General features: G+C 71.0%; 25 protein-coding genes. 13 read left to right on the top strand and 12 right to left on the bottom strand.

Translation table 11 applies throughout. The features are described 5' to 3' along the window. Positions 1-36: 36 nt before the first annotated feature. From ACFOY2_RS38940 to ACFOY2_RS38925, 4 genes are all read left to right on the top strand, one after another. Complete coding sequence (locus ACFOY2_RS38940; RefSeq protein WP_379533129.1) at positions 37-1164, top strand: sensor histidine kinase; 1128 nt, start codon at positions 37-39, stop codon at positions 1162-1164. Next, entirely contained in the window at positions 1161-1829 is a 669-nt protein-coding gene (locus ACFOY2_RS38935; protein ID WP_379533128.1) for a response regulator, read from the top strand. The genes ACFOY2_RS38940 and ACFOY2_RS38935 overlap by 4 nt, the downstream gene beginning before the upstream one ends. Positions 1830-1925: 96 nt before the next feature. After that, on the top strand, positions 1926-3179 hold the full coding sequence (locus ACFOY2_RS38930; RefSeq protein WP_379533127.1) for a cytochrome ubiquinol oxidase subunit I: 1254 nt from the start codon (positions 1926-1928) through the stop codon (positions 3177-3179). Between the two features lie 9 nt (positions 3180-3188). Then, a complete protein-coding gene (locus ACFOY2_RS38925) occupies positions 3189-3929 on the top strand; it encodes a cytochrome d ubiquinol oxidase subunit II (RefSeq protein ID WP_379533126.1) in 741 nt (246 codons plus the stop codon). Between the two features lie 10 nt (positions 3930-3939). Here the strand turns inward: ACFOY2_RS38925 and ACFOY2_RS38920 are convergent, their stop codons facing one another. Further along, the gene (locus ACFOY2_RS38920) at positions 3940-4554 is read right to left on the bottom strand and encodes a histidine phosphatase family protein (protein ID WP_379533125.1); all 615 of its coding nucleotides are present in this window, start codon (positions 4552-4554) and stop codon (positions 3940-3942) included. Between the two features lie 80 nt (positions 4555-4634). Beyond that, the gene (locus tag ACFOY2_RS38915; protein ID WP_379533124.1) at positions 4635-6089 is read right to left on the bottom strand and encodes a PEP/pyruvate-binding domain-containing protein; all 1455 of its coding nucleotides are present in this window, start codon (positions 6087-6089) and stop codon (positions 4635-4637) included. Between the two features lie 60 nt (positions 6090-6149). Here ACFOY2_RS38915 and ACFOY2_RS38910 point away from each other — a divergent pair, with 60 nt between their 5' ends. Together ACFOY2_RS38910 and ACFOY2_RS38905 are read left to right on the top strand one after the other, a co-directional pair. Continuing rightward, the gene (locus ACFOY2_RS38910; RefSeq protein WP_379533123.1) at positions 6150-6545 is read left to right on the top strand and encodes a DNA-binding protein; all 396 of its coding nucleotides are present in this window, start codon (positions 6150-6152) and stop codon (positions 6543-6545) included. After that, positions 6542-7177 (top strand): transcriptional regulator, encoded by a 636-nt coding sequence (locus ACFOY2_RS38905; RefSeq protein ID WP_379533122.1) that lies wholly within the window; start codon positions 6542-6544, stop codon positions 7175-7177. The genes ACFOY2_RS38910 and ACFOY2_RS38905 overlap by 4 nt, the downstream gene beginning before the upstream one ends. A 242-nt stretch (positions 7178-7419) precedes the next feature. On the opposite strand, the gene ACFOY2_RS38900 is transcribed toward ACFOY2_RS38905, so the two are convergent. Further along, a complete protein-coding gene (locus ACFOY2_RS38900) occupies positions 7420-8193 on the bottom strand; it encodes an alpha/beta fold hydrolase (RefSeq protein WP_379533121.1) in 774 nt (257 codons plus the stop codon). Positions 8194-8303: 110 nt separating this feature from the next. Here ACFOY2_RS38900 and ACFOY2_RS38895 point away from each other — a divergent pair, with 110 nt between their 5' ends. The 4 genes from ACFOY2_RS38895 to ACFOY2_RS38880 all read left to right on the top strand — a co-directional run bounded on the left by ACFOY2_RS38895 (position 8304) and on the right by ACFOY2_RS38880 (position 10227). After that, entirely contained in the window at positions 8304-8903 is a 600-nt protein-coding gene (locus tag ACFOY2_RS38895; RefSeq protein WP_379533120.1) for a TetR/AcrR family transcriptional regulator, read from the top strand. 69 nt (positions 8904-8972) lie between these two features. Further along, the gene (locus ACFOY2_RS38890; protein WP_379533119.1) at positions 8973-9107 is read left to right on the top strand and encodes a hypothetical protein; all 135 of its coding nucleotides are present in this window, start codon (positions 8973-8975) and stop codon (positions 9105-9107) included. Positions 9108-9154: 47 nt separating this feature from the next. Then, positions 9155-9316, top strand: a complete 162-nt coding sequence (locus ACFOY2_RS38885; RefSeq protein WP_379533118.1) for a hypothetical protein — start codon at positions 9155-9157, stop codon at positions 9314-9316. Further along, a complete protein-coding gene (locus tag ACFOY2_RS38880) occupies positions 9313-10227 on the top strand; it encodes a methyltransferase domain-containing protein (RefSeq protein ID WP_379533117.1) in 915 nt (304 codons plus the stop codon). Before ACFOY2_RS38885 ends, ACFOY2_RS38880 begins: the two co-directional genes overlap by 4 nt. 54 nt (positions 10228-10281) lie before the next feature. Here the strand turns inward: ACFOY2_RS38880 and ACFOY2_RS38875 are convergent, their stop codons facing one another. From ACFOY2_RS38875 to ACFOY2_RS38850, 6 genes are all read right to left on the bottom strand, one after another. Then, positions 10282-11898, bottom strand: a complete 1617-nt coding sequence (locus tag ACFOY2_RS38875) for a hypothetical protein (protein WP_379533116.1) — start codon at positions 11896-11898, stop codon at positions 10282-10284. Beyond that, on the bottom strand, positions 11895-12797 hold the full coding sequence (locus ACFOY2_RS38870; RefSeq protein ID WP_379533115.1) for an ABC transporter ATP-binding protein: 903 nt from the start codon (positions 12795-12797) through the stop codon (positions 11895-11897). The genes ACFOY2_RS38875 and ACFOY2_RS38870 overlap by 4 nt, the downstream gene beginning before the upstream one ends. Positions 12798-12865: 68 nt before the next feature. Then, positions 12866-13264 (bottom strand): hypothetical protein, encoded by a 399-nt coding sequence (locus ACFOY2_RS38865; protein ID WP_379533114.1) that lies wholly within the window; start codon positions 13262-13264, stop codon positions 12866-12868. 111 nt (positions 13265-13375) lie between these two features. After that, positions 13376-14566, bottom strand: a complete 1191-nt coding sequence (locus ACFOY2_RS38860; RefSeq protein ID WP_379533113.1) for a sensor histidine kinase — start codon at positions 14564-14566, stop codon at positions 13376-13378. A 117-nt stretch (positions 14567-14683) separates the two neighbouring features. Further along, entirely contained in the window at positions 14684-15355 is a 672-nt protein-coding gene (locus ACFOY2_RS38855) for a response regulator (protein ID WP_379533112.1), read from the bottom strand. Between the two features lie 123 nt (positions 15356-15478). Beyond that, positions 15479-16459, bottom strand: coding sequence for an aldo/keto reductase (locus ACFOY2_RS38850; protein WP_379533111.1), 981 nt, complete (start codon positions 16457-16459; stop codon positions 15479-15481). Between the two features lie 62 nt (positions 16460-16521). Between ACFOY2_RS38850 and ACFOY2_RS38845 the strand changes: the two genes are divergently transcribed. The 3 genes from ACFOY2_RS38845 (at position 16522) to ACFOY2_RS38835 (ending at position 18862) form a co-directional block, all read left to right on the top strand. After that, a complete protein-coding gene (locus ACFOY2_RS38845) occupies positions 16522-17400 on the top strand; it encodes a LysR family transcriptional regulator (RefSeq protein ID WP_379533110.1) in 879 nt (292 codons plus the stop codon). A 31-nt stretch (positions 17401-17431) separates the two neighbouring features. Next, entirely contained in the window at positions 17432-17632 is a 201-nt protein-coding gene (locus ACFOY2_RS38840; RefSeq protein ID WP_379533109.1) for an EF-hand domain-containing protein, read from the top strand. Positions 17633-17695: 63 nt separating this feature from the next. Further along, positions 17696-18862: a helix-turn-helix domain-containing protein gene (locus tag ACFOY2_RS38835; RefSeq protein WP_379533108.1), complete on the top strand. Its 1167-nt coding sequence runs from the start codon at positions 17696-17698 to the stop codon at positions 18860-18862. Between the two features lie 13 nt (positions 18863-18875). Here ACFOY2_RS38835 and ACFOY2_RS38830 read toward each other — a convergent pair whose 3' ends face one another. The 3 genes from ACFOY2_RS38830 to ACFOY2_RS38820 all read right to left on the bottom strand — a co-directional run bounded on the left by ACFOY2_RS38830 (position 18876) and on the right by ACFOY2_RS38820 (position 23181). After that, positions 18876-19208 carry a hypothetical protein gene (locus ACFOY2_RS38830; RefSeq protein WP_379533107.1) on the bottom strand — a complete coding sequence of 111 codons (333 nt, stop codon included), beginning with the start codon at positions 19206-19208 and terminating at the stop codon, positions 18876-18878. Between the two features lie 163 nt (positions 19209-19371). Continuing rightward, entirely contained in the window at positions 19372-20670 is a 1299-nt protein-coding gene (locus ACFOY2_RS38825) for a hypothetical protein (protein WP_379533106.1), read from the bottom strand. Between the two features lie 108 nt (positions 20671-20778). Continuing rightward, on the bottom strand, positions 20779-23181 hold the full coding sequence (locus ACFOY2_RS38820; RefSeq protein ID WP_379533105.1) for an MMPL family transporter: 2403 nt from the start codon (positions 23179-23181) through the stop codon (positions 20779-20781). Between the last annotated feature and the right edge of the window lie 92 nt (positions 23182-23273).

Genomic DNA, 23273 nt, shown 5'->3' with positions numbered 1-23273 from the left:
TACCCGCCGAATGCGCAGACATACACAATGGGAGACATGCGCAGGCTTTCGACCGGTACGGCCGTGTCACTGGCGGTGATCGCCGCGGTGCTGGGAGGAACGCTGCTCACCTACGCGCTGCGGCCGCCCGAGCGGCAGCCGACCGTCCTGGACGTGGTGCTGCCGCTGGTGGCGTGCGGCGCGCTGCTGCTGCGCCGCCGCTATCCGGTCGCGGCCCTGATCGTCGTGGTGGCGTCCGTCGCCGCCTACTACCCGTGGGCGGGGCTCGACGGGCCGCTCATCGTCTTGTCGTTCGTCGCCCTCTACACCGCCGCCGACAGGGGCCACCTGACGGCGGCCATCGCCACCGGCGCGGCTTCCCTGCTGGCCATGGGGATCGGCGAGAGCGGCGGGGTCAGGCACGTGGACGACAGCATGTTCATGATGATCGCCGGGTGGGTCGTCGCGGCCATCGCGTCCGGCGCGGTCACCCGCACCCGCCGCGCGTACCTGATGGAGGCCCACAAGCGCGCCCTCGACGCCGAGCACGGCAAGGAGGAGGAGGCCAGGCGGCGGGCGAGCGAGGAGCGGCTGCGGATCGCCAGGGAGCTGCACGACGTGCTCGGGCACAACATCTCCATGATCAACGTGCAGGCCGCGGCGGCGCTGCACGGGCTCAAGAAGCGGCCGGAGGACGCCGAGGCCGCGCTGCGGACGATCAAGGACACCAGCAAGGAGACCCTGCGCGAGCTGCGCACCACGCTGGGCGTGCTCCGGCAGGTGGACGAGGACGCGCCGACCAGGCCCGCCGACAGCCTGACCCGGATGGACGCGCTGGTCGAGGCGTCGGGGCTGGACGTGCGCACCGAGCTGTCCGGCGCCCTCGACGCCGTCCCGACCGAGGTGGACCTGGCCGCCACCCGCATCATCAGGGAGGCGCTGACGAACGTCTCCCGCCATTCCGGCACGACCTCGGCCACGCTGACGGTCGCCGGCACGTCCGGGAACCTCATGATCCGCGTGGAGGACGACGGGCCCGGCGCATCCTACGACGGGGGCACCGGCTTCGGCCTGCAGGGCATGCGCGAGCGCGCCACCGCGCTCGGCGGCAGCCTGGAGGCGGGCCCGCGCCCCGAAGGCGGCTTCCGCGTCGTCGCCCACCTGCCACTGAACGGAGCTCGATGATCCGCCTACTGCTCGCCGACGACCAGACCCTGGTACGGGCCGGATTCCGGTCCATACTCAGCGACGAGGACGACATCGAGGTCGTCGGCGAGGCCCCGAACGGCGCCGCGGCCGTCGCCTCGGCCCGCGAGCTGCGGCCCGACGTCGTGCTCATGGACATCCGCATGCCCGAGCTCGACGGCCTGGAGGCCACCCGCCAGATCGCCGGGGACCCCAGGCTCGACGGCGTCAAGGTGATCATCCTGACCACGTTCGACCTGGACGACTACGTCTACGGCGCGCTGCGGGCCGGAGCCGGCGGCTTCCTGGTCAAGGACACCGAGCCGGCCGAGCTGATCCACGCGGTCCGGGTCGTGGCCAGGGGCGACGCGCTGATCTCGCCGTCGGTCACGCGGCGGCTGATCGCCGAGTTCGCCGGCCGCGTCAAACGCCCCGAGCCCGGACCCGAGCTCAACTCGCTCACCGAACGCGAGCGCGAGGTCATGACGCTCGTGGCCGGCGGCCTGTCGAACGACGAGATCGCCGCCCGGCTCGTGCTCAGCCCCGCCACCGCCAAGACGCACGTCAGCCGGATCATGACCAAGCTCTCCGTCCGCGACAGGGCCCAGCTCGTGGTGATCGCGTATGAGGCCGGGGTGATCACTCCCGGCTGGCTTACACCCTGAGGTGTACGCGGACGGGCCCGTTACTCCTGGAGATGTACACCAGGTGACCGCCCGGGCATGACGCGGCGGGCGAGACCATGACACGAAGCTCGGATCATGGACACCGTGGACCTCGCCCGCCTGCAGTTCGCGCTCACCGCGGGCGCGCACTTCCTCTTCGTCGCCCTGACGCTGGGCCTGGTGACCCTGGTGGCCGTCGTCCAGACGCGGGCCACGTTCGGCGGCAGACCCGTGCACCTGCGGATGACGCGCTTCTGGGGCCAGCTCTACATCGTCAACTACGCGATGGGCATCGTGACCGGGCTCGTGATGGAGTTCCAGCTCGGGCTGTCGTGGAGCGGGCTGACCGAGTACGCGGGCAACGTCTTCGGCTCGGCGCTGGCGATCGAGACGCTGGTGGCGTTCTTCATCGAGTCCACGTTCCTGGGATTGTGGATCTTCGGCTGGAACCGGCTGAACCGGTGGGCGCACCTGGCGCTGATCTGGGTGGTGACGCTGACCGCCTACGCGTCGGCGTTCTGGATCATGGTGGCCAACGGCTTCCTGCAGAACCCCGTCGGCCATGTGGTCGACGGCGCGACGCTGCGACTGGCCGACCTCGGGGCGATGGTCGCCAACCCGGCCGCGCAGGTGGCGTTCTGGCACATCATGAGCGGCGCGATGGTCGTCGGCGGGTTCTTCATGGCCGGGGTGAGCGCCTACCACCTGCGCAAACGCACTGCCGAGCAGGACCTGTTCAGGAAGTCGCTGCGGATCGGGATCGGGGTGGCGCTGCCTGCGACGTTCGCCGCCGCGACGTTCGGCGGGATCGGGTTCGAGACCCTGCAGCCGACCAAGGTCGCGGCGTGGGTCGGCTCGGCCGAACGGCTGGCCGCGGCCCAGGCCGAGATGGTGGCCGCGCACGGGCCCGGCGACTACCTGCCGTCACTGGGCTGGGTGCAGGGCGGCGGCTACACGATGCTCATGCTGTGGCTGGTCATGACGATCGTGTCAGGGGTGAGCTTCCTGCTGATGCTGTTCCGGCCGGTCGTGCGCGGGTTCCGGCTCTGGCACCGGCTGCTGACGCTGATGATCCCGGTGCCGTTCGTGACCATGCTGGCCGGCTGGATCTTCCGCGAGATGGGACGCCAGCCCTGGGCCGTGTTCGGGCTGCTGAAGACGTCCGAGGCGATGTCGCCGGTCACGGCGGCGCAGATGCGGATCTCGCTGACGGCGTTCGTGACGGTGTTCACGGCACTGATCATCACGAACTACTGGCTGCTGGCCAGAACCGCCCGCCGCGGCCCCGACGCCGTCACCCTGGGCGCCGACCGCCCCCTCGACACCCCCGTCCCCGCCCCCACCTTCTGAGGAGCCGTCATGGAGATCTTCATCCTGGCCTTCTTCACCCTCGGCTACCTCGTGCTGGCCGGAGCCGACATCGGGGTCGGCATGACCCTCCCCTACCTGGGTCGCTCTGCCGCCGAACGACGCGAGGTGATCGCCGCCATCGCGCCGTTCTTCCTGGGCAACGAAGTGTGGCTGGTGGCCGTGGCAGGCGTGCTCGCGGGCCTGTTCCCCGAGCTGGAAGGCGAACTGCTGACCGGGAACTACACGTTGATCGTGGTCCTGCTGCTGGCCTGGGTCATCCGCGACATGGGCCTGTGGTTGCGGGGCCGGGTGCCCGAGGCGCGCTGGCAGGGGTTCTGGGACGGCGCCATCGTGGCGGGGAGCTGGGGTTTGGCGCTGAGCTGGGGCCTGCTGCTCGGCCACGTGCTGCTCGGCCTCGAAGGGCCGATCTCCCTCCTGCCCGCGCTGATGCTGGCGGTCCTGTTCGCCACGCACGGGCTGACGTTCGCCGCCCTGCGGCTGCGCGGGGTGCTGCGGGAGCGGGCGGCCGTGCTGTCGGGCGGGGCCGGAGAGCTGCGCACATACGCGCTGACGTCGGCGGCGCTGGTGACCGTGGGGATCGTGGCCGGGCTCCGGCTGCCGCTGGAACCCGGCACGTCCGGCGCGGTGCTGACGCCGATCATCCTCGTCCTGATCCCGTTCCTGGTGGCCGCCCAGGCATGGGTGTGGTGGACGTTCAGGCACCGGGTCACAGGCCCTTCCTACCTGTGAAGGGCGCGCCTCACGGCCTCGTTCCTACGGGGAAACCGGTCCAGCGCAGGTCGGGCGGGAGGTGACTCATGTCGTTGAACATCACGATCGTGGGCGGCAGGCCGTCGCGGTACTCGATGACCGTCAGTGCGGTGTTGGCGCTGTTCAGTCCGAGCCACCGGACCGGCGGCGCGTCCAGTGCGTGCCGCACCAGCCACGCGATCGGGTAGGAGTGCGTCACCAGGACCTCGCGCGTGTCCGGCCGGGTGCCGTCCGCGGTCGTGTCAGGGACCTTCGCGAACCGGGCGACCAGGGCCTCGGCCTGCTTTTGGCCCGAGGCCGCCTCGGCGGCGTCATAGCCGTCGAAGAAACCGGCCCAGGACGGGGGCATTTCGGCCGCGCCGGGCACGTAGGGCACGTGGTCGATGAGTTCGGCGGCCTCGGTCACGGGCACGTCCGGTAGCCGCCGGGCGAGTTCGTGCGCGCTCGCCACGGCGCGTGGCAGCGGAGAGTGCCACACGGCGTCGACCGGGACGCCGGCAAGCCGCTCGCCCAGCAGGCCGACCTGCCGGCGCCCGATGTCGGTGAGCGTCCCAAACGCGTCGGCCGCGCCGTGGCGGGCCAGGTAGAGGTGTCGAGTTGCCATAAGTGGTGAAGGGCGCGGTGCCCGTCTCCTTTCGATCCGTGGGTGTGGGGCCGGCTCCCGGAATCCTGGCCGGCGATCGGTCAGGCGTTTGCCGCCGTGACGGCGCCGGTGGTGCCGTCGATGGTGATGAGGGTGTCGTCGTGGAGCCTGCTCGTCGCGTTCGGGAGACCGAGGACGGCGGGGATGCCGTGCTCACGGGCGACGATCGCGGCGTGGGAGAGCACCCCTCCGGTTTCGGTGACGACGCCGGCGACGATGCGCAGCAGCGGCGTCCAGGCGGGGTCGGTGAAGGGGCAGACGAGGATGTCGCCAGGGCGCACACGCGCGAAGTCGCCGGGACCGCGGACGACCCTCGCGGGGCCGGTCACGATCCCACGACTGCCCGGCGTCCCGGTGAGCGCGGCGGCCGGGGTGCCGTAAGGCGACGCCGACGTCGGAAGTGCGGCAGCCGGAGCACCGGAAAGCGACGCCGGCGGTGGGGGTGCGGCGGTGATCGGCCGAGCCTGCAGAACCCAGATACGACCGCCGGCGATCGCCCACTCGATGTCCTGCGGCCCGCCGCGCTTGGCGGCGATCTCCTCGCCCAGTTCGGCGAGCCGCGTGGCGGTCGCGTCGTCGATCACCGGCTGGTCGCGGGCGGGGGTGGGCACGTCGCGCACGACGAGTCGCGTGCCGCTCCGGTCGAGGCGGGTGCGTTTGTCGGCGATGGTGCGGATGATCGGCCCGTTCTTGGTGACACGGTAGGCGTCGGGGGTGACCTTGCCTTCGACGACGCTGGGGCCGAGGCCCCAGGACGCCTCGATCGCGGTCGCGTCGTCCGGGTCCGCTGGGGTGAACATGACCCCGGACACCTCGGCGTCCAGATGGCGTTGGACGATGACGGCCATCGCAAGATCGCCGGACGACCGGCCGTCGCAACCGGAGACGCCGAGACCACCGCAGCGGCCATGGCCGTCATAGCCGCCATAGCCGTCATCGCCGTGATAGCCGTGATAGCCGTGATAGCCGTCATCGCCGTCATGGCCGTCATGGCCGTCATGGCCGTCATGGCCGGAAGCGCCGCGGTAGTCGATGGCGCGTGGCGAGAACAGCGAGGCCCAGCAGGCGCGTACGGCATCGGCGACGTCGCCGGCTCCGTGTACGGCGAGGAAGCTCTCGTGCTGGCCGGCCGCCGACGCCTGACCGGTGTCCTCGTTCGCCGCCGATGATCTGACCGCCACGGGCGGGTCGCCGAGCTCGTCGAGTGCGCGTCCCAGCGCGTCGATCAGGGTGGCGTGGACCGGGCGCGCCAGGATCGCCGCCCGCACCGCGTCAGGATCGTCCGGCTCGCCGGCGAACCGCCCGGACTCCAGGTCCTCGCCCGACTCGCCGAGGAACCGCCTCCCGAGGCCCAGGTCGCGGACCGCCGCCAGATAGGCGGCGAACGGAACGACGAAGCCGTCAGGAACCGGCAGACCCGCGCGGAGCAGAGCGCCGAGCGCGCCGGCCTTGCCCCCGCATGTATCGGCGACGGCCTCCCTCAGGGGTATGATCACCCGCTCCTGCCTTTCAACAGTTTGTTGACAACATTCTGTTGATTGTTCATCATGAGTGGCATGCCACGCAAGCAGGACATCGATCACGACGCGCACACCGACCACGCACAGGTCCAACGTGAGCGGGACGCGCGTCAGCATCTTCTGGACCTGGGCGCGGACACACTCGCCCCCCGCCCGTGGCAGCCCCCGCCCGTCCCCCCGTCTGCGGTCGACCTCGTGCGCTACGCCGTCTGGCGCCACGCCGACCTGGGCCCCGAGGACGTCCTGAGCGCGCTCGCCCTCCTGCCCGCCGCACGCTCCGAGGTCGAAGGACTCGAATCCGCGCTGCTGTTCACGGCCAGGAGCGCCGGACTGACCTGGGCGCAGATAGCGCACGCGATGGGGTTCAACTCGCCGCAGGCATGCCAGCAGCACTTCAACCGCCTCACAGCACGACAGGACGCCGACTCATGACCCGCAACTCTTCGCCCGACCTCCTGGCCCTGCACGCCGTGCGCGTCAACGGGTACGCCGACACCCCGGTGATCGCGCAGCGATACGGTCTCGACACGGCCGAGACGAAAGAATTGCTGTACGACGCCCAGGCGCGCGGCTGGGTCGAGCACACCGCCTTCGCCGGCACCGGAGGCTGGTCGTTGACAGAACCGGGCCGGACAGAGAACGAGCGCCAACTGGCGGCCGAGCTCGACCTCGTCGGCGGTGCCGACGAGGTCCGTGACGTCTACCGCGAGTTCCTCCCGCTGAACGCCCTCCTGCTACGGGCCTGCACCGACTGGCAGCTCCGCCCCACCCCCGGCGACCGGCTCGCCGCCAACGACCACTCCGATCACGCCTGGGACGCCAGAATCCTCCACGAGCTCGCGGGCATCGACCACGCTCTCACGCCGCTCGTGGACCGGCTCGGGAGCGTCCTGACCCGGTTCCGCGGATACGACACGCGATTCGGCACGGCCCTGGCGCGTGCCCGAGCCGGGGAGGGCGCCTGGGTCGACCGCACGGACGTCGACTCCTGCCATCGTGTCTGGTTCGAACTCCACGAAGACCTCATCGCCACACTCGGCATCGACCGGCGCGCGGAACCCTGACCCGAACCACTTGGCCGGCGCCCGTGCGCACGTCGCGGCGGCCCGCCACGTGCGCACGGTGAGCGTTTCCCTGGACTGAGCCCGGCCACGGCCGGCGGGTGGGCCCTCCCGTGCGGAGCCGTAAAGACGGGAAAAACGCACGGCCGGAAAGCACCGCTCAGCCGGAGCCGCAAAAAAACCGAAAGCGTCGATCAGACCTGCTGGAGCCGCAAAGAACCGCAAACGCGGCCGGAAGGCGACGATCAGACCTCAGCCGGAGCCGGGCTCGTGATGAATTCCCTGATCAGCGCCGTGATTTCGGCCGGGTGCTCGTGCAGGACCACGTGGCCGCTGTCGAACTCGACATACCGGCTGCCGGGCAGCGCGGCATGCAGGGCCCGATGGTGCTGAACGGGAATCAGATGGTCCTGACTGTTCCCGACGACCAGCGTGGGCGCGGTGATCCTGGGCAGCAGGTCCCTGATGTCGAGCCGCAGGTCCAGCTCGATCTGACGCAGCGCCCCGGGCGGCGGCGGCGCGGCCATCAGGGCCTGTGTCCCGACCCTGCTCACGAACCCCGGGCTGAACCCCACCAGCGGCCCGTACGCGGCGAAGCTCTCCCGATCGGTCGTGGCCAGCCGCCCCCAGGTGCGTAGGCCGAGTTCGAGGCGGCTGTCGTCGACGTGCGTCCAGCCGGCGATGAGGACGAGCCTCCTGACCATCTCCGGGTGTCCGGCGGCGATCGTCGCGGCCACGGCCGCGCCCAGCGAGAAGCCGACGAGGTCGGACGGGCCATCAAAGGTGGCCAGGACCTGGTCCGCCAGCAGGTCGAGGGTGAGCTCCCCACCCGGGTCCGCGGTCTGGCCGCTGCCCGCGTAGTCGGGGGTGATGACGGTGCGGATGTCGGAGAAACCCGGCACGAGGTGGTCGTAGTTGGTGGCGGCGTCACCGCCGCTGCCGTGCACCAGGACCAGTCCGGGGCCGCTGCCCGCCCGGCCGTGGTGAACGGCGCCCGAGCGGTGGGTGATCGTGGGCATGGTCGTGCTCCTAGAGGTTGCCGCCGCCGGTGGCGTCGATTCTCCCGCCACCTTTCTTTAGCGATCGCTACAGATAAACCGTAGCATAGCGATCGCTATAGAATGAGCGCATGGCCAGACAACGGACGTTCGACAGGGAGGCGGCGCTGGAGAGCGCGTTGCGGGCGTTCTGGGAGCGCGGCTACGAGGCGACGTCGGTGGCCGAACTCACCGCCGTGATGGGGATCAAACCACCCAGCCTGTACGCGGCCTTCGGCGACAAGCGGCGGCTGTTCGAGGAGGCGGTACGGCGTTACCAGCAGACGTACGGCGCCGCCACCACCCACGCGCTCGCCGAGGAGCCGACCGGGCGGCGGGCCATCGAGCGGGTGCTTCGCGATTCGGCGGCCGAGTTCACCAGCGCGGAGCATCCGGCGGGGTGCCTGATCATCACGGCGGCGGTGAACTGCGGGCCCGAGTCGGCCGAGGTGGAAGCCTTGCTGCGGAGGTTCAGACAGGAGACCAGGGCCGCACTCAAGAAGCGCATCGACGATGACGTGGCAGCCGGAACACTACCCGCCGACACCGACACCGAGGGGATGGCGGCGTTCTTCGCGGTCGTGATCCAGGGAATGTCCACACAGGCGCGGGACGGGGCAAGCGAGGACGACCTGCTCCGGGTCGCCGCCCTCGCCATGTCCACCTGGCCGACACCCGCCGCCTCCGATTGACCCACCTCATGCCGAACCCCCGGTGCCGGTCATGACAGAGTGCGGCCGGCTCGATCTGGCAATCGCCTGGTGGGGCCCGGCATCTACACCCGCATCACGCCGGTCGTGTCGTGGAGTTGGAACATGGCGGGGGAACCGGCGGGCGACACCTGGCATCCGTCGCACCGCGTCAACTGGCCGGGCGTGGCCGAATCCATAGAGTGACCTTACGCTTACACCAAGCATCCGGATGAGGCGAAGGAGTCCTATCAATGGGCGGTAAGCACGCAGGCGGAAAGAAGAAGGACGAGCCCCTGAAGCCCGCCAAACCCAATCCGGACAGGAAGGCGAGCGGAGGCAAGCGCGGCGGCGCCAACGACGACAAGGACGGCAGCGGCAGCGACGGGAGCGATGGCAGCGGCAGCGGCAAATGACCGACGTCGTCCGCAGAACCGACGCACTGATCGCAGAGGTCAGCGCCACCGTCCCCTGCGGTGAGAGCGTACGAGTCCTCTTCCACGCCGTTCCCCGCCACCTCTTCGTCCCGCCTTTCGGGCTGGCCTGCGCCAACGACGTCGGCCACCCCATCGATCGCGAAGCCGACCCCGCCGCATGGTGGGACGCCGTCTACAGCGACGCCACCATCGTCACCCAACTCGACGACGGCGCCACGGAGCTCACCTCAGGCCGGGGCGACTACACCTCCTCGGCCTCAGCCCCCAGCACCGTGGTCAGCCTGCTGCGCCTGCTGAACGCCGGGCCCGGCCACCACATCCTGGAGATCGGCACCGGCACCGGCTGGACCGCCGCGCTGCTGTCCCACCTGGTCGGCGAGCATGGCAGCGTGACCTCGATCGAAGTGGACGCCAAGGTCGCCGACCAGGCCGGCAAGAACCTCGCCACCGCCGGAACCCATCCCCAGCTGATCATCGGAGACGGCGCGCACGGACACGCCGGCCGCGCACCCTACGATCGAGTCCACGTCACCTGCGGTATCCGAACCGTCCCCCACGCCTGGATCGAGCAGTCCAGGCCCGGCGCGGTGATCGTGCTCCCGTACTGTCCCGGCTTCGGCGACGGCCACGACGAGGACGGCGCACTCTACCGCCTGTGGCTGGCCGACCCCGCCGACCCGTACTCATGGGGAACGGTGAGATGGCGACCGGACGCCGAAGAGTACGAGGTGTACCAGGTAGGCGACCGGCCCCTCTGGGACGAGGTCACCGACGCCTACTTCCGCTGGGTGTCCTGGGGCGAGCCCGGCCGCGACCGTTTCGGCATGACCGTCACCCCCGAAGGGCAGCGGATCTGGCTGGACGATCCCGAGCGCGGGCGCCTGCCCTAAAGTCCAATGCATCACCCTACGCGGCGACGCCCCGGGGCGGGGCGCGCGGTTGGATCAGGCCGAGAGGTTGCGCCTGGTTTCGGCGGCCAGGAAGGCCGCGCCGAGCATGAGCAGTGCCGCCGCGTAGAAGAGGGGCGTGGGCCCGGTCGGCGCGCCCGCGTCGCGTACGGCGCCCATGAAGTCGACGGCCGCCACCTTGTTGACCACGAGGTACCAGATCGGCAGGTAGACCGCCTGGAACACCCGGTGGGTGCGGCACACGACGCCGAGCAGCATGGCCAGTGAGGGGATGAACAGCACACCGGCCAGCCAGGCGGCGAGGCCCGGGACGTCCGCCGCGAGCGCCATGCGGATCAGCGGTGCCACGCCCAGGACAGCCGTCAGCACGACGCCGGACCCCCATTCCGCCAGCAGCCTCCGGCGGACCGCCGGGTAGGCGCCCAGCAGGCCCTCCATGCCGTGCTCCACCTGCTGGCTGCCAAGGCGGGACCAGATCAGCACGGGCCAGATCCAGACCGCGGGGAGGACGAGCCCGGTCACGAGGTCGCCCGGCACGGCGAATCCGGTCACGGTCAGCGCGGCGGCCACCACCCACCACCACGGGGAGACGCCGCCCACCAGGATGCGCACCTCCCCGGCGAGGAGCCTGCCGAAGGTGCCGCCGCTCTCGGTGGCCGTCTTCGGCAGCGTGAGGGCGGCGGTGGGCGCCGGGCGGTACACGGGGACGGCGGGCCCGGGGGCGTCCGCCCCGGCCAGGGAACCGGCGTCGGCCTCGTCCTCGGCGGGGACCCGCGCGGCGTCGCCGCGCCGGGCGCGCGAGGGGTCGAAACGGCCGAACCAGAGGGCGGGCAGCAGGGCCAGCGCCACCGCGATCACCACGATCAGCAGGCGGCTCGCGAGGAACCCGCCGCCGAGTTCGAACCCGTCCCAGCGGAATGGCGTGAGCGGTTCGGCGACCTGCGTGAGCCCAAGGCTGAAGGCGCGGTCGCCGCCCTTCCCGAACTCCTCGGTCAGGGCCGCCCCCATCGAGTCGGTGGCCCGGCCGACGCCGAGCCCGCCGAGCGGGGCGCTGGAGGACTGCCCGCCGATCCCCACCACCAGGGCGACGAAGAACCAGATCACGTTGCCGACCCCGCCGCGCAGCACCGGGACGGTCTCGAAGAGCACGGCCGCGGCGGCCGTCAGCGCCAGCAGGGGCAGCGCCATCACCAGGAAGGGCTTGAGCAGGGCGACCAGGTCGATCCCCCGGTCCTCACCGCGCACCAGCTGCATGGCGAGCGCGGTCACCGCCAGCACGCCGAGCATCGAGGCCAGCACCAGGAAGCTGCTGAGGAACTTGGAGGCCAGGAACAGGGCGTTACGGACGGGGGTGGCGGCCAGGATCTGGCCGACGCGGGTCTCCTCGTCCCGGGCGATGCCCTTGCGGACGACGTAGAAGCCGCCCAGGGTGAGCCAGAGCGCCCCAGCCAGGGCGGTCGCCACACCGACGTACGCGCTGTTGTAGGTGCCCCGGTACTCGCCGAGCGCGAGGATCACCCATCGGCCGTCGGCCGGGGGCACGGCCAGGTAGCCGAGGCCGACGGCGGCCAGCAGGACCACCAGGTAGACGGGGCGGCGCACCCGGTCCTTGAAGTCCCCGGCGGTCAGGCCGGGCAGGGCGCTCAGGTTCATCGCCGCACCGCCGGGCGGTCGTCGGAACGCCGGTCCGCGGCCCCCCGGATGACGCCGAGGTAGGCGTCCTCCAGGTCCGGGGCGACCTGGGTGGCGTCGCCGACCGGGGGCTGGGCCGACAGGACCCGCAGCCGTACCCCGGCCGAGGTGCGGATCATGCGGCTGACCACGTAGTGGCTCTGCACGGCGGAGACGGTGGAGGGGTCGACGAGGATCTCCCAGACCCGTCCCTTCAGGTCCCCCATCAGCTCCTCCGGGGCACCCCGGCGCAGCAGCCTCCCGCCGGCCATGACCGCGATGTCGGAGGCGACGGACTCCACGTCGGAGACGATGTGGGTCGACAGCATCACCACGCGGTCGGCGGAAAGGTCGCTCAGCAGGTTGCGGAACCGGACCCGCTCCTCGGGGTCGAGGCCGGCGGTGGGTTCGTCGACCACGATCACCCGGGGGTCGCCCAGCAGCGCCTGAGCGATGCCGACCCGGCGCAGCATGCCGCCGGAGTAGGCGCGCAGCGGCCGCTTCACGGCCTCGGTGAGGTTGACCAGTTCGAGCAGTTCCTCGATCCGCGCCTTGGCCGAGCGGGCGGAGAGGCCCTTGGCGGCGGCGAGGTAGGCGAGGAACTCGCGCGAGGTCAGGTGCGGGTAGACGCCGAAGTCCTGCGGCAGGTAGCCGAGGTGGCGGCGGATCGCGTCCGGGTCGGCGGTGAGGTCGGTGCCCTCGTAGCGGAGGGTTCCGCTGGTGGGCCTGGTCACCGTGGAGATGATCCGCATCAGGGAGGACTTCCCCGCGCCGTTGGGGCCGAGCAGGCCCACCATTCCGTGGCCGAGGGTCATGGACAAGCCGTCGACCGCGCGTTTGCCTCCCTTGTAGACCTTGGTGATGTCGATCAGCTCAAGCATGGTCTCCGCCTTCTCCGACTGCTCTGTCCGGCAGTTCTGTGTACGTGAGGGGCTGGCTCGCGGCCCGGTCAGCCCTTGAGGTCGGTGGGGTTGCCGTCGCGCAGCACGGTGGTGTCGCGCGGCACCTCTACGCGGAACTTGGTGTCGCAGTCGGCCAAGCCACTGCAGGAGGCGTCCAGGTCGAGCGTGTCGCCCTTCAGCTCCCAAGTGATGTCGCTGCCGCCGAGCGAGACGCCCTGGTGGAACCACAGGGTGACGCGGACATCCTTGATGTCGGCGGCGACCAGATCGGTCGGGTTGTCGTTGGTGCGGACGTTCAGCTTCTTGCCGCTGAAGGGGAACACCTTCTCCTGCGGGTCGGCCTTCTTCGCCTCGGCGCAGGCGGTGGCGGTGAGCAGCAAGCCGGCGGTGAGGGCGATCAGGGCGGTGACGGTCCTGCCGCCGGTGTTCTTGCCTCGGGTGAACATCGGGTTCTCCGTCTCCGGTCGGATGGTGATGGCTCAAGATTCCCGGAGTGCGGGTCCCCTGCCATCTACCGTTCGGCAGATATCCGGGGGCGGTCTGTCACCCCGGCCCGGTCAGGCCGCCGGTCCGTCCAGGGGCAGCACGCCGACGACGGTCCAGCCCGCCGGGCCTGGCCCCGCTTCGAGGCTGCCCCGCAGGCCGGTGAAGCGCTCGGTGAGCGCCACCAGGCCCGTACCACCGTCGGCGCGGGGGGCGGGGGCGGGCCCGGTGGGCCGCCCGTTGTCGTCGGAGACGGCGACCCTGAGCCCGCCCGCGCCGCGAGCCACCGCGACCGTCACCAGGCGGGCCTCGGAGGCATGCCTGCGGATGTTGGTCAGCGCCTCGATGACCAGGCGGTACGCGGCGTCCTCGACCTCCAGGGGCAGCGCCCCTGCAAGCCCGGGCGCCAGGTCGAGGGCGGTTCGGACGCTGCCGGACCCCTCGAAACGCTGCAGCAGGCCGGCCAGGTCGCCGAGGCCGTGCACGCGGGTGGGCGGGGGTTCCGTCTGGGTGCCCGGCTCGCGCAGCACCCGCAACGTGTCGTCCATGGAGGCCAGGGCCCGCTGCCCGGCGGCCTCCAGCCGCTCCAGCAGAGCCTTGGTCCGCGCCTCGTCGTAGTCGACGAGGCGCGCCGCCTGCGTCTCCAGCAGGATGCCGGTCACCTCGTGCGCCACGAAGTCGTGCAGGTCCCGGGCGACTTGGAGGCGCTGGTCGCGCCGGGCCCTGCTGATCGCCTCGGCCCTGCGTTCGTCCTGGGCACGCTGGTGCAGCCCGATCCCCACTGCGGTCAGGGCCAGCACGGCGGCGGCCAGGACGCCGAGGACCGACTGCTCCAGCACGCTGTGGGAGTTCTTCAGCGAGAAGCGGAGCGGCAGAACGACGGCGGCGGACGCGGTGAGCGTCCCGAGGACGGCGGCCGGGAGTACGGGCGCCCGGCGCACCACCCTCACCAGCAGCACCAGCAGCGCCGTCAGCTCGAACGGCAGCCAGGGCAGCGCCCACTTGGCCTCCGCCCAGCCGTCGCGCAACAGCAGGAAGCCGAGGTCTCCCAGCACGGAGACCGCAGTGGCGGCCGCCACTGCCCTCGGCAGCGTGAGGCTGCCTAGGGGATAGGCCGCCATGGCGGCCACCACGGCGAGGGCGGTCGGGACCACCACGAACAGGGCTTCGATGGGTGCCACGAAGGCGGGCAGGACAACCAGGCAGGTCACCAAGGCGCAGACCGTGGCCCGGCGGTTGGTGTCACGCATCATGTCAGTCCGCATGGGGGCGAGCGTACGCACGAACGGCGCGTCTGATATCTGCCGTTCGGTAGAGGCGGAGCACGGCGGAATCCTCTTCCCGTACGGGGCTCGGGCCCACTTCCGCCCCGCCCGCCGGCGTCACTTCGGGCGGCGGCTGAAGGTGTATCCGGCTTCGAAGGCCCGGATGGCGATGCCGACCCGGTTCCGTACCCCGAACTTCCGCTGGATGCTCGCCACGTGAGTCTTGACGGTCCCCGGCGAGATGAAGAGCTCGGCGGCGATGTCGGCGTTGGTGCCGCCTTCGGCGACCAGGGCGGCGACCTCGCCCTCCCGCTCGGTCAGCGCCTCCGAGGGGAGTGCCGAGTCGCCCGGCGCCCTGTTGCCGGTCACGTGCCGCAGCAGCCGTACCGTGATGGACGGGCTGATCAGGCTGTCCCCGGCCATGGCGGCGCGTACCGCCTCCACCAGCAGGGCGGGGCCCGAGCGCTTCAGCAGGAACCCGGAGGCGCCGTTGCGCAGCGCCGGATACACGTACTCGTCGAGGTCGAAGGTGGTGACCACGACGACCTTGGGCCTCGGCTCCGGCGCCTGGGGCCCGGCCAGCCGCCGGACCACCTCCAGGCCGTCCATCCGCGGCATCCTGATGTCGGCCAGGACCACGTCCGGCTGGAGGCGGCGGGCGATCTCCACCGCCTCCACCCCGTCGGCCGCCTCACCGACCACCTCCATGCCCTGCTGGCTCTCGAAGATGACTCGCATCCCCCGCCGGACCATCTCCTGATCGTCCACGAGCACCAGTTTCACCGTCATAGAGGCAGCTTGTCAGGAATTCAGCTCTGCCGTGCCACGCTCTTGGGACGCATGTCGGTCCAGTTCTCCTCCACGTACGCCACGACGGCCGCTAGCTAAGCGGCGTCCCCGACGCGCGTGCTCCTAGAGGAGGGTGGCGCCGGTTACGTCGAACTTGGTGAGGGCTTCGTCGACTCTGGCGAGGGTGTCCGGGTGGAGGGTGAGGTCGGCGGCCAGCAGGTTCTCCAGGATGTGGGCGGGGGCGCGGCTGCCGGGGATCGTCACCACGTGCTCGTCCTGGTGCAGCAGCCACGCCAGCGCGAGCTGGGCCGGAGTGATGGACAGTTGGGCTGCCAGGGCGCGGATGGGGGCGTAGCTGTCGTTGTTGGCGGCCAGGTTCCTGGCGGAGAAGCGGGGGGCGTTGTGGCGGAAGTCGCCGTCCTCAAGAGACTGCACGGTGCCCGTGAGGAAACCCGTGCCCAGGGGGCTCCAGGCGACGATGCCGACGCCCAGTTCGCGGGCCGCCGCCAGCAGGTCGGCGTCCACCGGACGCCACATCGACCACTCGTTCTGGACGGCCGTCACCGGGTGGACGGCGTGGGCGGCCCTGAGCTGGGCGGCCGTGACGTTGGAGAGGCCGACGTGGTTGATGAGGCCGTCCTTGACGAGGTCGGCCATCGCCCCGACGGTGTCCTCGATGGGCACCCCGGGGTCCGGGTAGTGCGCGTAGTACAGGTCGATGACGTCGGTGTCCAGGTTGCGCAGGCTGCGTTCCGCATAGCCTCGGACGAGGGCGGGGTGGGCGTTCACGCGGAGTTCCTTGTACGCGTACCCGACGGGGTGCGACCTGCTCGGTTCCCCCTCCGGGATGGCCAGGCCGAACTTGGTGGCCACGACCACCTCGTCCCTGCGACCCTTGATGGCGCGGCCGACCAGGCGTTCGTTGTGGCCGTTCGTCCCGTATGCGTCACTCGTGTCGACGTGGGCGGCTCCCGAGTCGAGGGCCGCCTTGAGCGCCGCCTCCGCGCGGGCGTCGTCGATGTCGCCGTAGACGCCCGGCGACAACACCATGGCGCCGAACCCGATGGCGGGGACCTGCAGCGTTCCGAGTGAGCGTGTCTTCATGGCCTCGATCCTGCTGCGGGAGGGGCGGCGGAGTCCAAGACCCTTTGCTATAACCACTGGTTATGGATGTGCATCTGCGCGAATTGCGGTACTTCGTCGCGGTGGCCGAGGAGTTGAACGTGACGCGCGCCGCCGAGCGGCTGTTCGTCTCCCAGCCCGCCCTGTCCAAGCAGCTCAGGGTGCTGGAGCGGCAGATCGGGTTGCGGTTGTTCGAGCGGATGCCCAGCGGGGTGACGCTCACCAGGCAGGGCGAGGCGCTGCTGCCGGTGGCCCGCGAGCTGCTCGAACGCTGGAACGCCGGGCTTGAGAGCGCGCGGGCGGCGGCCCCCACGGGGACGCTGGTGATCGGGATGCAGACGGCCGTGGGCAGGGGGTTGCAGCAGGCGGCGCTGCGGCGTTTCCGCGAGGTCATGCCGGGGTGGGAGGTGTCGTTGCGGCTGGTCGGGTGGGACGATCCGAGCGGCGGGCTGGCCGACGGCTCCTCCGATGTGGCGTTCATCTGGTTGCCGGTGCCGCCGGGGTTGAAGACGTATGTGCTGGCGACTGAGCCCAGGGGCGTGGCCATGCCCATGAGCCATCCGCTGGCCCGCCTGCCGGAGATCCCGTTCGAGGCGCTGCGCGACGAGCCGTTCATCGCGCTGCCCTCGGCGGCGGGGCCGCTGCGTGACTTCTGGCTCGCGCGCGAGGAGCGTGACGACGAGCCGGTCGTCGGGGTGACCGCGAACACGGCCGAGGAGGTGTTCGAGGCCGTGACCAGCGGGCTCGGGGTCGTTTTGGTGGCGGAGGGGAACGCGACGCTGTACAACAGACCGGGCATGACGTACCGGCCGGTGACCGGGCTGCCTCCGGGGGAGTTGGCGATCGCCTGGCGGGCAGAGGATAGAAGTCCACAAGTCAGGGCATTCATCGACGCACTACGGCAAGTCACTACTAAGGTCTGACGCGACATCGGATCTCGCAGAAGGGTGACCCATGAGCGACTACACGACCACCTTCAACCTGATCGACGCCGACAAGGACGGCCGCATCTCGGCCGTCGAACTCGTCCGGCTGATGGAGGTGCTCGGCCAGCCCGTCACGCTGGAGACCGCGCAGGAGGGCGTGCTGAAGCTGGACAAGGACGGCGACGGCCTGATCGATCTCGAGGAGTTCGCCGCCTTCGTGGACAAGTAACTAAAAACAAGCTCTTGCTACACAACTTCTGTTGCCTGGGTCACAATGGCGGCAGGAGGGACGATGGCCATCAAGAGTGAAGGCAGCGAAAGCCGCACACCCGCGGACATCGTACGAACGCTCAGAGCCGGCATCGGCCGGGTCTCCGAAGAGGTGATCGAGGAGATCCAGACCCGGATCCCCGAGTACGCCCGGCCGTCGGACGAGCTCTACATCAAGGTCGTCAGGATGGCGGTCGAGCAGGCCGTCGAGGGCTTCCTCGACCGGGTCGAGAACCCGGACGCCCCCTGGGACCCCGAGCCGTTCCGCATGATCGGCAAGGGCGAGGCGGCCGAGGGCCGCACCCTGGAGGCGCTCCAGACCGCGATGCGGCTGGGCGCCCGGGTCGGCTGGCGGCGGCTGACGGAGATCGCCGGCCCGCTCGGGTTGTCCCCTCAGTCCCTGTACGACCTGGGCGAGGCCATCTTCGTCTACCTCGATCAGCTCGCCGCCGCCGCGGCCGAGGGCTTCGAGGAGGCCACGGCGCGCGCCGCCGGCGAGATGGAACGCCGCCGGGGCCGCCTGCTCGACCTCCTCCTCAGCCGGCCGCCCGCCGGCGCGGAGGCCATCGCCGACCTGGCCAAGGCGGCCGGCTGGCGGCTGCCCAAGAGCGTGGCCTGCGTCGCCCTCGACGACCACCCCTGCGCCCCCGCGCTGCCCCTCGACGTGCTGATGGGGCTGGACCGGCCCGTACCCTGCCTGCTCGTCCCCGACCCCCGCGGCCCCGGCCAGGCCCAGATGCTGGGGCACGCGCTGCGCGGATTCCCGGCCGCCATCGGACCCGCCGTCCCGCTGGCCGCCGCCGAGACCTCCCTGCGGTGGGCGCGAGAGGCCCTGGAGCTGTCGCGTCGGGGCGTGCTGCCTCGCGGGCTGCTGCGGTGCGAGGACCACATGGCGACGCTGGTGGTGTTCAAGGACGAGGAACTGGTCAGCGCGATGGCCGAGGTGCGGCTGGCGCCGCTCTCCCACCTGCGGCCCACCCAGCAGGACCGGCTGGCCGAGACCCTGCTGGCGTGGCTGCGGCACGGGCGCGGCGCGGGCGAGGTGGCCGCGAGGCTGCACGTTCACCCGCAGACCGTGCGTTACCGGCTGCGGCAACTCGAGGAGCTCTACGGCGACCAGCTCGCCGACCCGGACATCCGCTTCGAGCTGGAGATCGCCCTCCGCGCCCGCCAGGCCCTCACCCCCTGAACGGCGAGTTCCTTCACGGCACGTCGAACGTCTTGCGTCTGGTCGCCCCGACGACCTCGATCCCCTTGGTGCCGAGGACGCCGTCGAGCGGGAGCGAGACCGTGTAGGGGGCCGTGGCGGGCAGTCCGATGCCGGGCAGCGTGCCGACGACCTCGATGCCCCAGTATTCGGGCTGCCTGACGTAGACCAGCGGCACCAGTTGGACCGACATGTTCATGTAGGGCTTGGTGCCGCTCACGACCAGGATGAACGTGCCGGGCACGATCCCCGGATGGATGCTGACGTCGTCCCAGTCGATGAGGCGCGAGGATTGCGAGGCGGGCAGCGAGGAGAAGTCCTCGGACATGGTTGACACCCCCTGTTGACCACGGGCGGAAAGCGCCGGTGGGCTAAGAAAGTCTCACGGAGCAGGGGGCCGAGCAACGGACATTCCGGAACAGGGACAACACCCTGGCGGCGGGGCCACCGGGTTGCGACGCCGCAGCGGGCGGCGCCGCAACCGGCTCGTGTCAGGCGGCGTGCAGGTAGACCTGGCCGAAGACCTCGGACAGGTTCTTCAGGTCCGTGGCCACGTCCACCTCGGGGTTGGCCGGGTCGTAGATGGTGGCCAGACGGGCGCGGACGGTGCCGAGCTTCTTGAGCTGGTCCCAGGTGGCGTTGGCGGCCCACTTCTCGCCGTGGACGCGGTTGACCTGGCCCTGGCTGTCCTTCCAGCGGGTCCACAGGGTGACGGTCTCGGCGGCGTCGTCCTGGAGCGGGGCGGCGATGCGCTCGGTGATGGCCTTGGCGGCCTGCTCGGCGTTGAGCTGGGCGGCCCCGACGGCGGCGAAGGAGGCGTCCTCGGCGGCGATCTGGGCGAAGGCGTCCCAGGCGCGGGCGCGGACCTGGATCCACTGGTTGCGCTGGGCCTTGGCGGCGTCGATCTTCCAGGTGGCGTACTCGGCGGCCATGTGGCCGTTGTCGAGGGCGAGCTGGTCGATCTGGCCCTTGGCCAGCCAGGCGCCGATGCGCTCGGGGTCGAGCAGCGGGTACTTCTTGGTCATCTCGGCCTTGCAGGCGTCGTTCGCACCGCAGCCGAACAGCGGCACCACCGTGTGCGCGGCCAGCTTCTTGCCGGGGGCGAGGGTGCGCAGCGCGGTCGAGGCCTCGGCGACGAACTTGTCGATCTCCTCGGCCGTCGTGAACGTCTGGTTGAAGCCGAGCTGCGAGGTGAAGCGGATGCCCACGACGCCCGGCTGCGCGGCGGCCAGCGCGGCGATCTTCTTGGCGGCCTCGGCGAGCTTGCCGGCCTTGAAGTCGTCGGCCAGTTCGGTCTCGATCCAGATGCGGGTGTTCGTCTTGGTCTCGGCGACTGCCTTGGCGGCCTGCCCGGCGGGGGTCTCCTGGGCGGCGCTCTTGTCGGCGGCGGTGATGCCGGTCGGGTCGACGAAGCACTGCTCGCCGTTCTGGCACTCCGGCGTGCCGCCGTCGTCGGCGCCCTCGACGTCCGGGTCGCCGACGTCGTGCATCTCGCCGTCGCCCTCGGAGTCGGTCGGGCACTCGGCGCCCGGCTCGGTGCAGTCGACCATGATCGAGTCCATGGGGCCCGCGTCGATCATGTTCTGACCGTCGTTGTCGAGCCAGAACCTGGCGATGTCGGCGGCCTCCTCGGGGGTGGCCATCCAGCGGCAGACCACGTACGCCGGGGTGTCGTCGGCCATGAGGTCGTTGCAGCTTCGGGGGTCGTCCTGCGACCACGCTGGAACGCCGATGCCTAGGAGTGAGAGGGCGAGTCCGATGACGAAGAGCTGCCGCAGCCGCAGTCGCATGGCACCTATGCTTCCAGGGGGTGATCGTGGGCAAATAGCACAATATCCGGACGATCAACAACCTTCAATGAGATCCACCGCCTTCTTCACACCGGGCGACAGCGAGAGTCATTCGTCCACCTCCACCCACCTCCAGCCGGAGCCGTCCGTCCGTACCACCCGGGTACGCCCCTCGGTGACCCGAACCCACCCTGGCCGATCAGCCGAGGGCACCGGCTTGGCGAGGGTGATCACCGGATCGGTGTCCGCGCCGAACACGGCCGGCCGCCCGCCCCGCGTCAGTGGCCGGTACCACTCCTCCTTGACGGGCTCGACCGGGGCCTCGGCGGGCCCCTCCGGGAGCTCGACCCGCCGGTGGAGCCGCCGCAACGGCCCTGGCAGCCACCAGTTGGCCCCGCCCATCAGCCGCATGGCGGCCGGCACCAGCAGCGCCCGCACGAGCGTGGCGTCCACCAGGATCGCCACGAACATCCCCACCCCGAGCAGCTTCACGATCGTGATCCCCGCCGTGGAGAAGGCCCCGATGACCACCAGCAGCAACAGCGCCGCGCTGGTGATCACCCCGCCGGTCTGCCGCAGCCCCGCCGCCACGGCCGCCGCGTTGTCCCCCGTGCGCAGCCACTCCGCCCGCACCCGCGAAAGCAGGAACACCTCGTAGTCCATCGACAACCCGAACACCACGGCCAGGATCAGCACCGCCACGGTGGCCTCGACGGTCCCCGTAGAGGTGAAGTTCAGCGCCGAGGCCAGGTGGCCGTCCTGGAAGGCCCACACGATCACCCCGAAGGAGGCGCCGACGGACAGGACGTTCATCAGCAGCGCCTTGAGCGGCAGCACCAGCGAACCGAACGCGGCGAACAGCAGCACCCCCGTCACCGCGCAGACCACCAGCGCCATCCACGGCAGGGTGGCGGCCAGGCTCGCCATCAGGTCCATCTGCGCCGCCGTCGGCCCGCCGACCACGACCCCGCGCACGTTCGGCCCGGGCTCCAGCGCCCTGATCGCGGTGACCAGCGCCCTGGCCTCCTCCGACATGGGGTCGCGATCGTAGCGGACGGCCAGCCGCACCGCGCCGCCCTCCTGCGACAGCCCGGCCACCTCGACGCCCGTGACGTGGGGCAGCCGCCTGATGCGGTTGGCGAGGGGCTTGGCGTCGGACGGCGTCACGGGCGTGACGGCGCCGATCGCGGAATGGCCCTGCCCGGTCGGGCCAGGAGTGGCGGGGTCGTCGGTGAAGGAGCGTTCGACCAGGACGTGGACGTCGATCGGCGACATGGAGTTCCTGGCGAAGTCACGGTCGACGATCTCGGCGACCCGGCGGCTCTCGGAGGCGGCGGGCAGCACGCGATGGTCCACGTTCCCGAAGGACACGTGCAGGAACGGTACGGCCAGCGCCACCAGCACGGCGGTCACGGCGAGGAGATGGAGCAGGGGCCGACGCATTACGCTCGACGCGACCGCGTGCCAGAACCCGCCGTCGCGCCGCGCGTACCCGAAGTCGGGGGTGAGCCGCAGCGCGTCCACACGCCGCCCGAGCACGCCGAGCACGGCGGGCAGCACGAGCAGCGCGGCGGCCGTCGCGACGACCACGACGGCCGCCGCGCCGAGCCCGATCGAGCGCAGGAACATCTGCGGGAACAGCAGCAGCCCCAGCAGCGCCGTGGCCACCGTCAGCCCGGAGAAGGCCACGGTACGACCGGCCGTGGCCATGGTCGCGACCACGGCCTGCTCGTTGGACGCCCCTGCCCTGATCTCCTCCCTGAACGCCTTGAGCACGAAGAGCGAGTAGTCGACGGCCAGCCCGAGCCCGAGCATGGTGACGACGTTCAGCGAGAAGACGGAGACGTCGGTGACCTCGGTGAGCAGCCGCAGCAGCACCAGCGCGCCGACCACCGCGACCAGCCCCACGACCAGCGGCAGCACGGCCGCCACCAGGCTGCCGAACACCACGACGAGCAGCACCAGCAGCACCGGCGTGGAGATGGCCTCGGCCCTGGCCAGGTCGGCGGCGCTCTGGTCGTTCAGCTCGGCCAGCAGCGGCACGGGCCCGCCGACCTGGACCCGCAGGTTCTCGACGTCCCTGAGGCGGTCCGCGACCTCCGCGTACGCGCGCTGCCCGTCGCCTTTGAGGGTGACCAGCGCGTACGTCGAATGCCCGTCCTTCGACACCATCCGCTTCGACCCGGTCGTCCAGTACGTGGCGGACGTGCGCACGTACCGGCCCGGCAGTTTCCGCAACGAGTCGTGCACGGCCTTCTTGTAGCGGGCGTCGCGCACCTTGACCGTCGGGTGCCGGTAGATCACGACGACGTCGGGGGTGTCGGCGGCGTACCAGTCCTCGGCCCAGTGGGCGGCGGTGGTGGAGTCGGCGGCGGGGTCGTCGAAGCCGCCGTCGGCCATGCGCCCGAACAGCTCCATCCCGAGCGGCGCGGCGAGCACCACCGCCGCCAGGCTCAGCACCAGCAGCGTCCACCTCCCGCGATAGACCAGGCGGCCCGCCGACTCGAACAAGGGCGCCCTCCAGGTACGCCGACAGCAGGGACCTAGAAAATTACGGGACGAAGAGGTTCGATTCTTGCCAAAGCCCGGCACATTACGCGTTC

Origin of the sequence: Nonomuraea purpurea, from assembly GCF_042650645.1 — a bacterium.
Classification (GTDB): Bacteria; Actinomycetota; Actinomycetes; order Streptosporangiales; family Streptosporangiaceae; genus Nonomuraea; species Nonomuraea purpurea.
This window is presented reverse-complemented; position numbering and strand designations above follow the sequence as displayed.

What these genes read in the sequence shown, in the direction of transcription:
- ACFOY2_RS38940 (WP_379533129.1), top strand. Translation starts at nt 37, where the DNA reads ATGCGCAGGCTTTCGACCGGTACGGCCGTGTCACTGGCGGTGATCGCC.
- ACFOY2_RS38935 (WP_379533128.1), top strand. Translation starts at nt 1,161, where the DNA reads ATGATCCGCCTACTGCTCGCCGACGACCAGACCCTGGTACGGGCCGGA.
- ACFOY2_RS38930 (WP_379533127.1), top strand. Translation starts at nt 1,926, where the DNA reads ATGGACACCGTGGACCTCGCCCGCCTGCAGTTCGCGCTCACCGCGGGC.
- ACFOY2_RS38925 (WP_379533126.1), top strand. Translation starts at nt 3,189, where the DNA reads ATGGAGATCTTCATCCTGGCCTTCTTCACCCTCGGCTACCTCGTGCTG.
- ACFOY2_RS38920 (WP_379533125.1), bottom strand. Translation starts at nt 4,554, where the DNA reads ATGGCAACTCGACACCTCTACCTGGCCCGCCACGGCGCGGCCGACGCG.
- ACFOY2_RS38910 (WP_379533123.1), top strand. Translation starts at nt 6,150, where the DNA reads ATGCCACGCAAGCAGGACATCGATCACGACGCGCACACCGACCACGCA.
- ACFOY2_RS38905 (WP_379533122.1), top strand. Translation starts at nt 6,542, where the DNA reads ATGACCCGCAACTCTTCGCCCGACCTCCTGGCCCTGCACGCCGTGCGC.
- ACFOY2_RS38900 (WP_379533121.1), bottom strand. Translation starts at nt 8,193, where the DNA reads ATGCCCACGATCACCCACCGCTCGGGCGCCGTTCACCACGGCCGGGCG.
- ACFOY2_RS38895 (WP_379533120.1), top strand. Translation starts at nt 8,304, where the DNA reads ATGGCCAGACAACGGACGTTCGACAGGGAGGCGGCGCTGGAGAGCGCG.
- ACFOY2_RS38885 (WP_379533118.1), top strand. Translation starts at nt 9,155, where the DNA reads ATGGGCGGTAAGCACGCAGGCGGAAAGAAGAAGGACGAGCCCCTGAAG.
- ACFOY2_RS38880 (WP_379533117.1), top strand. Translation starts at nt 9,313, where the DNA reads ATGACCGACGTCGTCCGCAGAACCGACGCACTGATCGCAGAGGTCAGC.
- ACFOY2_RS38875 (WP_379533116.1), bottom strand. Translation starts at nt 11,898, where the DNA reads ATGAACCTGAGCGCCCTGCCCGGCCTGACCGCCGGGGACTTCAAGGAC.
- ACFOY2_RS38870 (WP_379533115.1), bottom strand. Translation starts at nt 12,797, where the DNA reads ATGCTTGAGCTGATCGACATCACCAAGGTCTACAAGGGAGGCAAACGC.
- ACFOY2_RS38865 (WP_379533114.1), bottom strand. Translation starts at nt 13,264, where the DNA reads ATGTTCACCCGAGGCAAGAACACCGGCGGCAGGACCGTCACCGCCCTG.
- ACFOY2_RS38860 (WP_379533113.1), bottom strand. Translation starts at nt 14,566, where the DNA reads ATGCGGACTGACATGATGCGTGACACCAACCGCCGGGCCACGGTCTGC.
- ACFOY2_RS38855 (WP_379533112.1), bottom strand. Translation starts at nt 15,355, where the DNA reads ATGACGGTGAAACTGGTGCTCGTGGACGATCAGGAGATGGTCCGGCGG.
- ACFOY2_RS38850 (WP_379533111.1), bottom strand. Translation starts at nt 16,459, where the DNA reads ATGAAGACACGCTCACTCGGAACGCTGCAGGTCCCCGCCATCGGGTTC.
- ACFOY2_RS38845 (WP_379533110.1), top strand. Translation starts at nt 16,522, where the DNA reads ATGGATGTGCATCTGCGCGAATTGCGGTACTTCGTCGCGGTGGCCGAG.
- ACFOY2_RS38840 (WP_379533109.1), top strand. Translation starts at nt 17,432, where the DNA reads ATGAGCGACTACACGACCACCTTCAACCTGATCGACGCCGACAAGGAC.
- ACFOY2_RS38835 (WP_379533108.1), top strand. Translation starts at nt 17,696, where the DNA reads ATGGCCATCAAGAGTGAAGGCAGCGAAAGCCGCACACCCGCGGACATC.
- ACFOY2_RS38830 (WP_379533107.1), bottom strand. Translation starts at nt 19,208, where the DNA reads ATGTCCGAGGACTTCTCCTCGCTGCCCGCCTCGCAATCCTCGCGCCTC.
- ACFOY2_RS38825 (WP_379533106.1), bottom strand. Translation starts at nt 20,670, where the DNA reads ATGCGACTGCGGCTGCGGCAGCTCTTCGTCATCGGACTCGCCCTCTCA.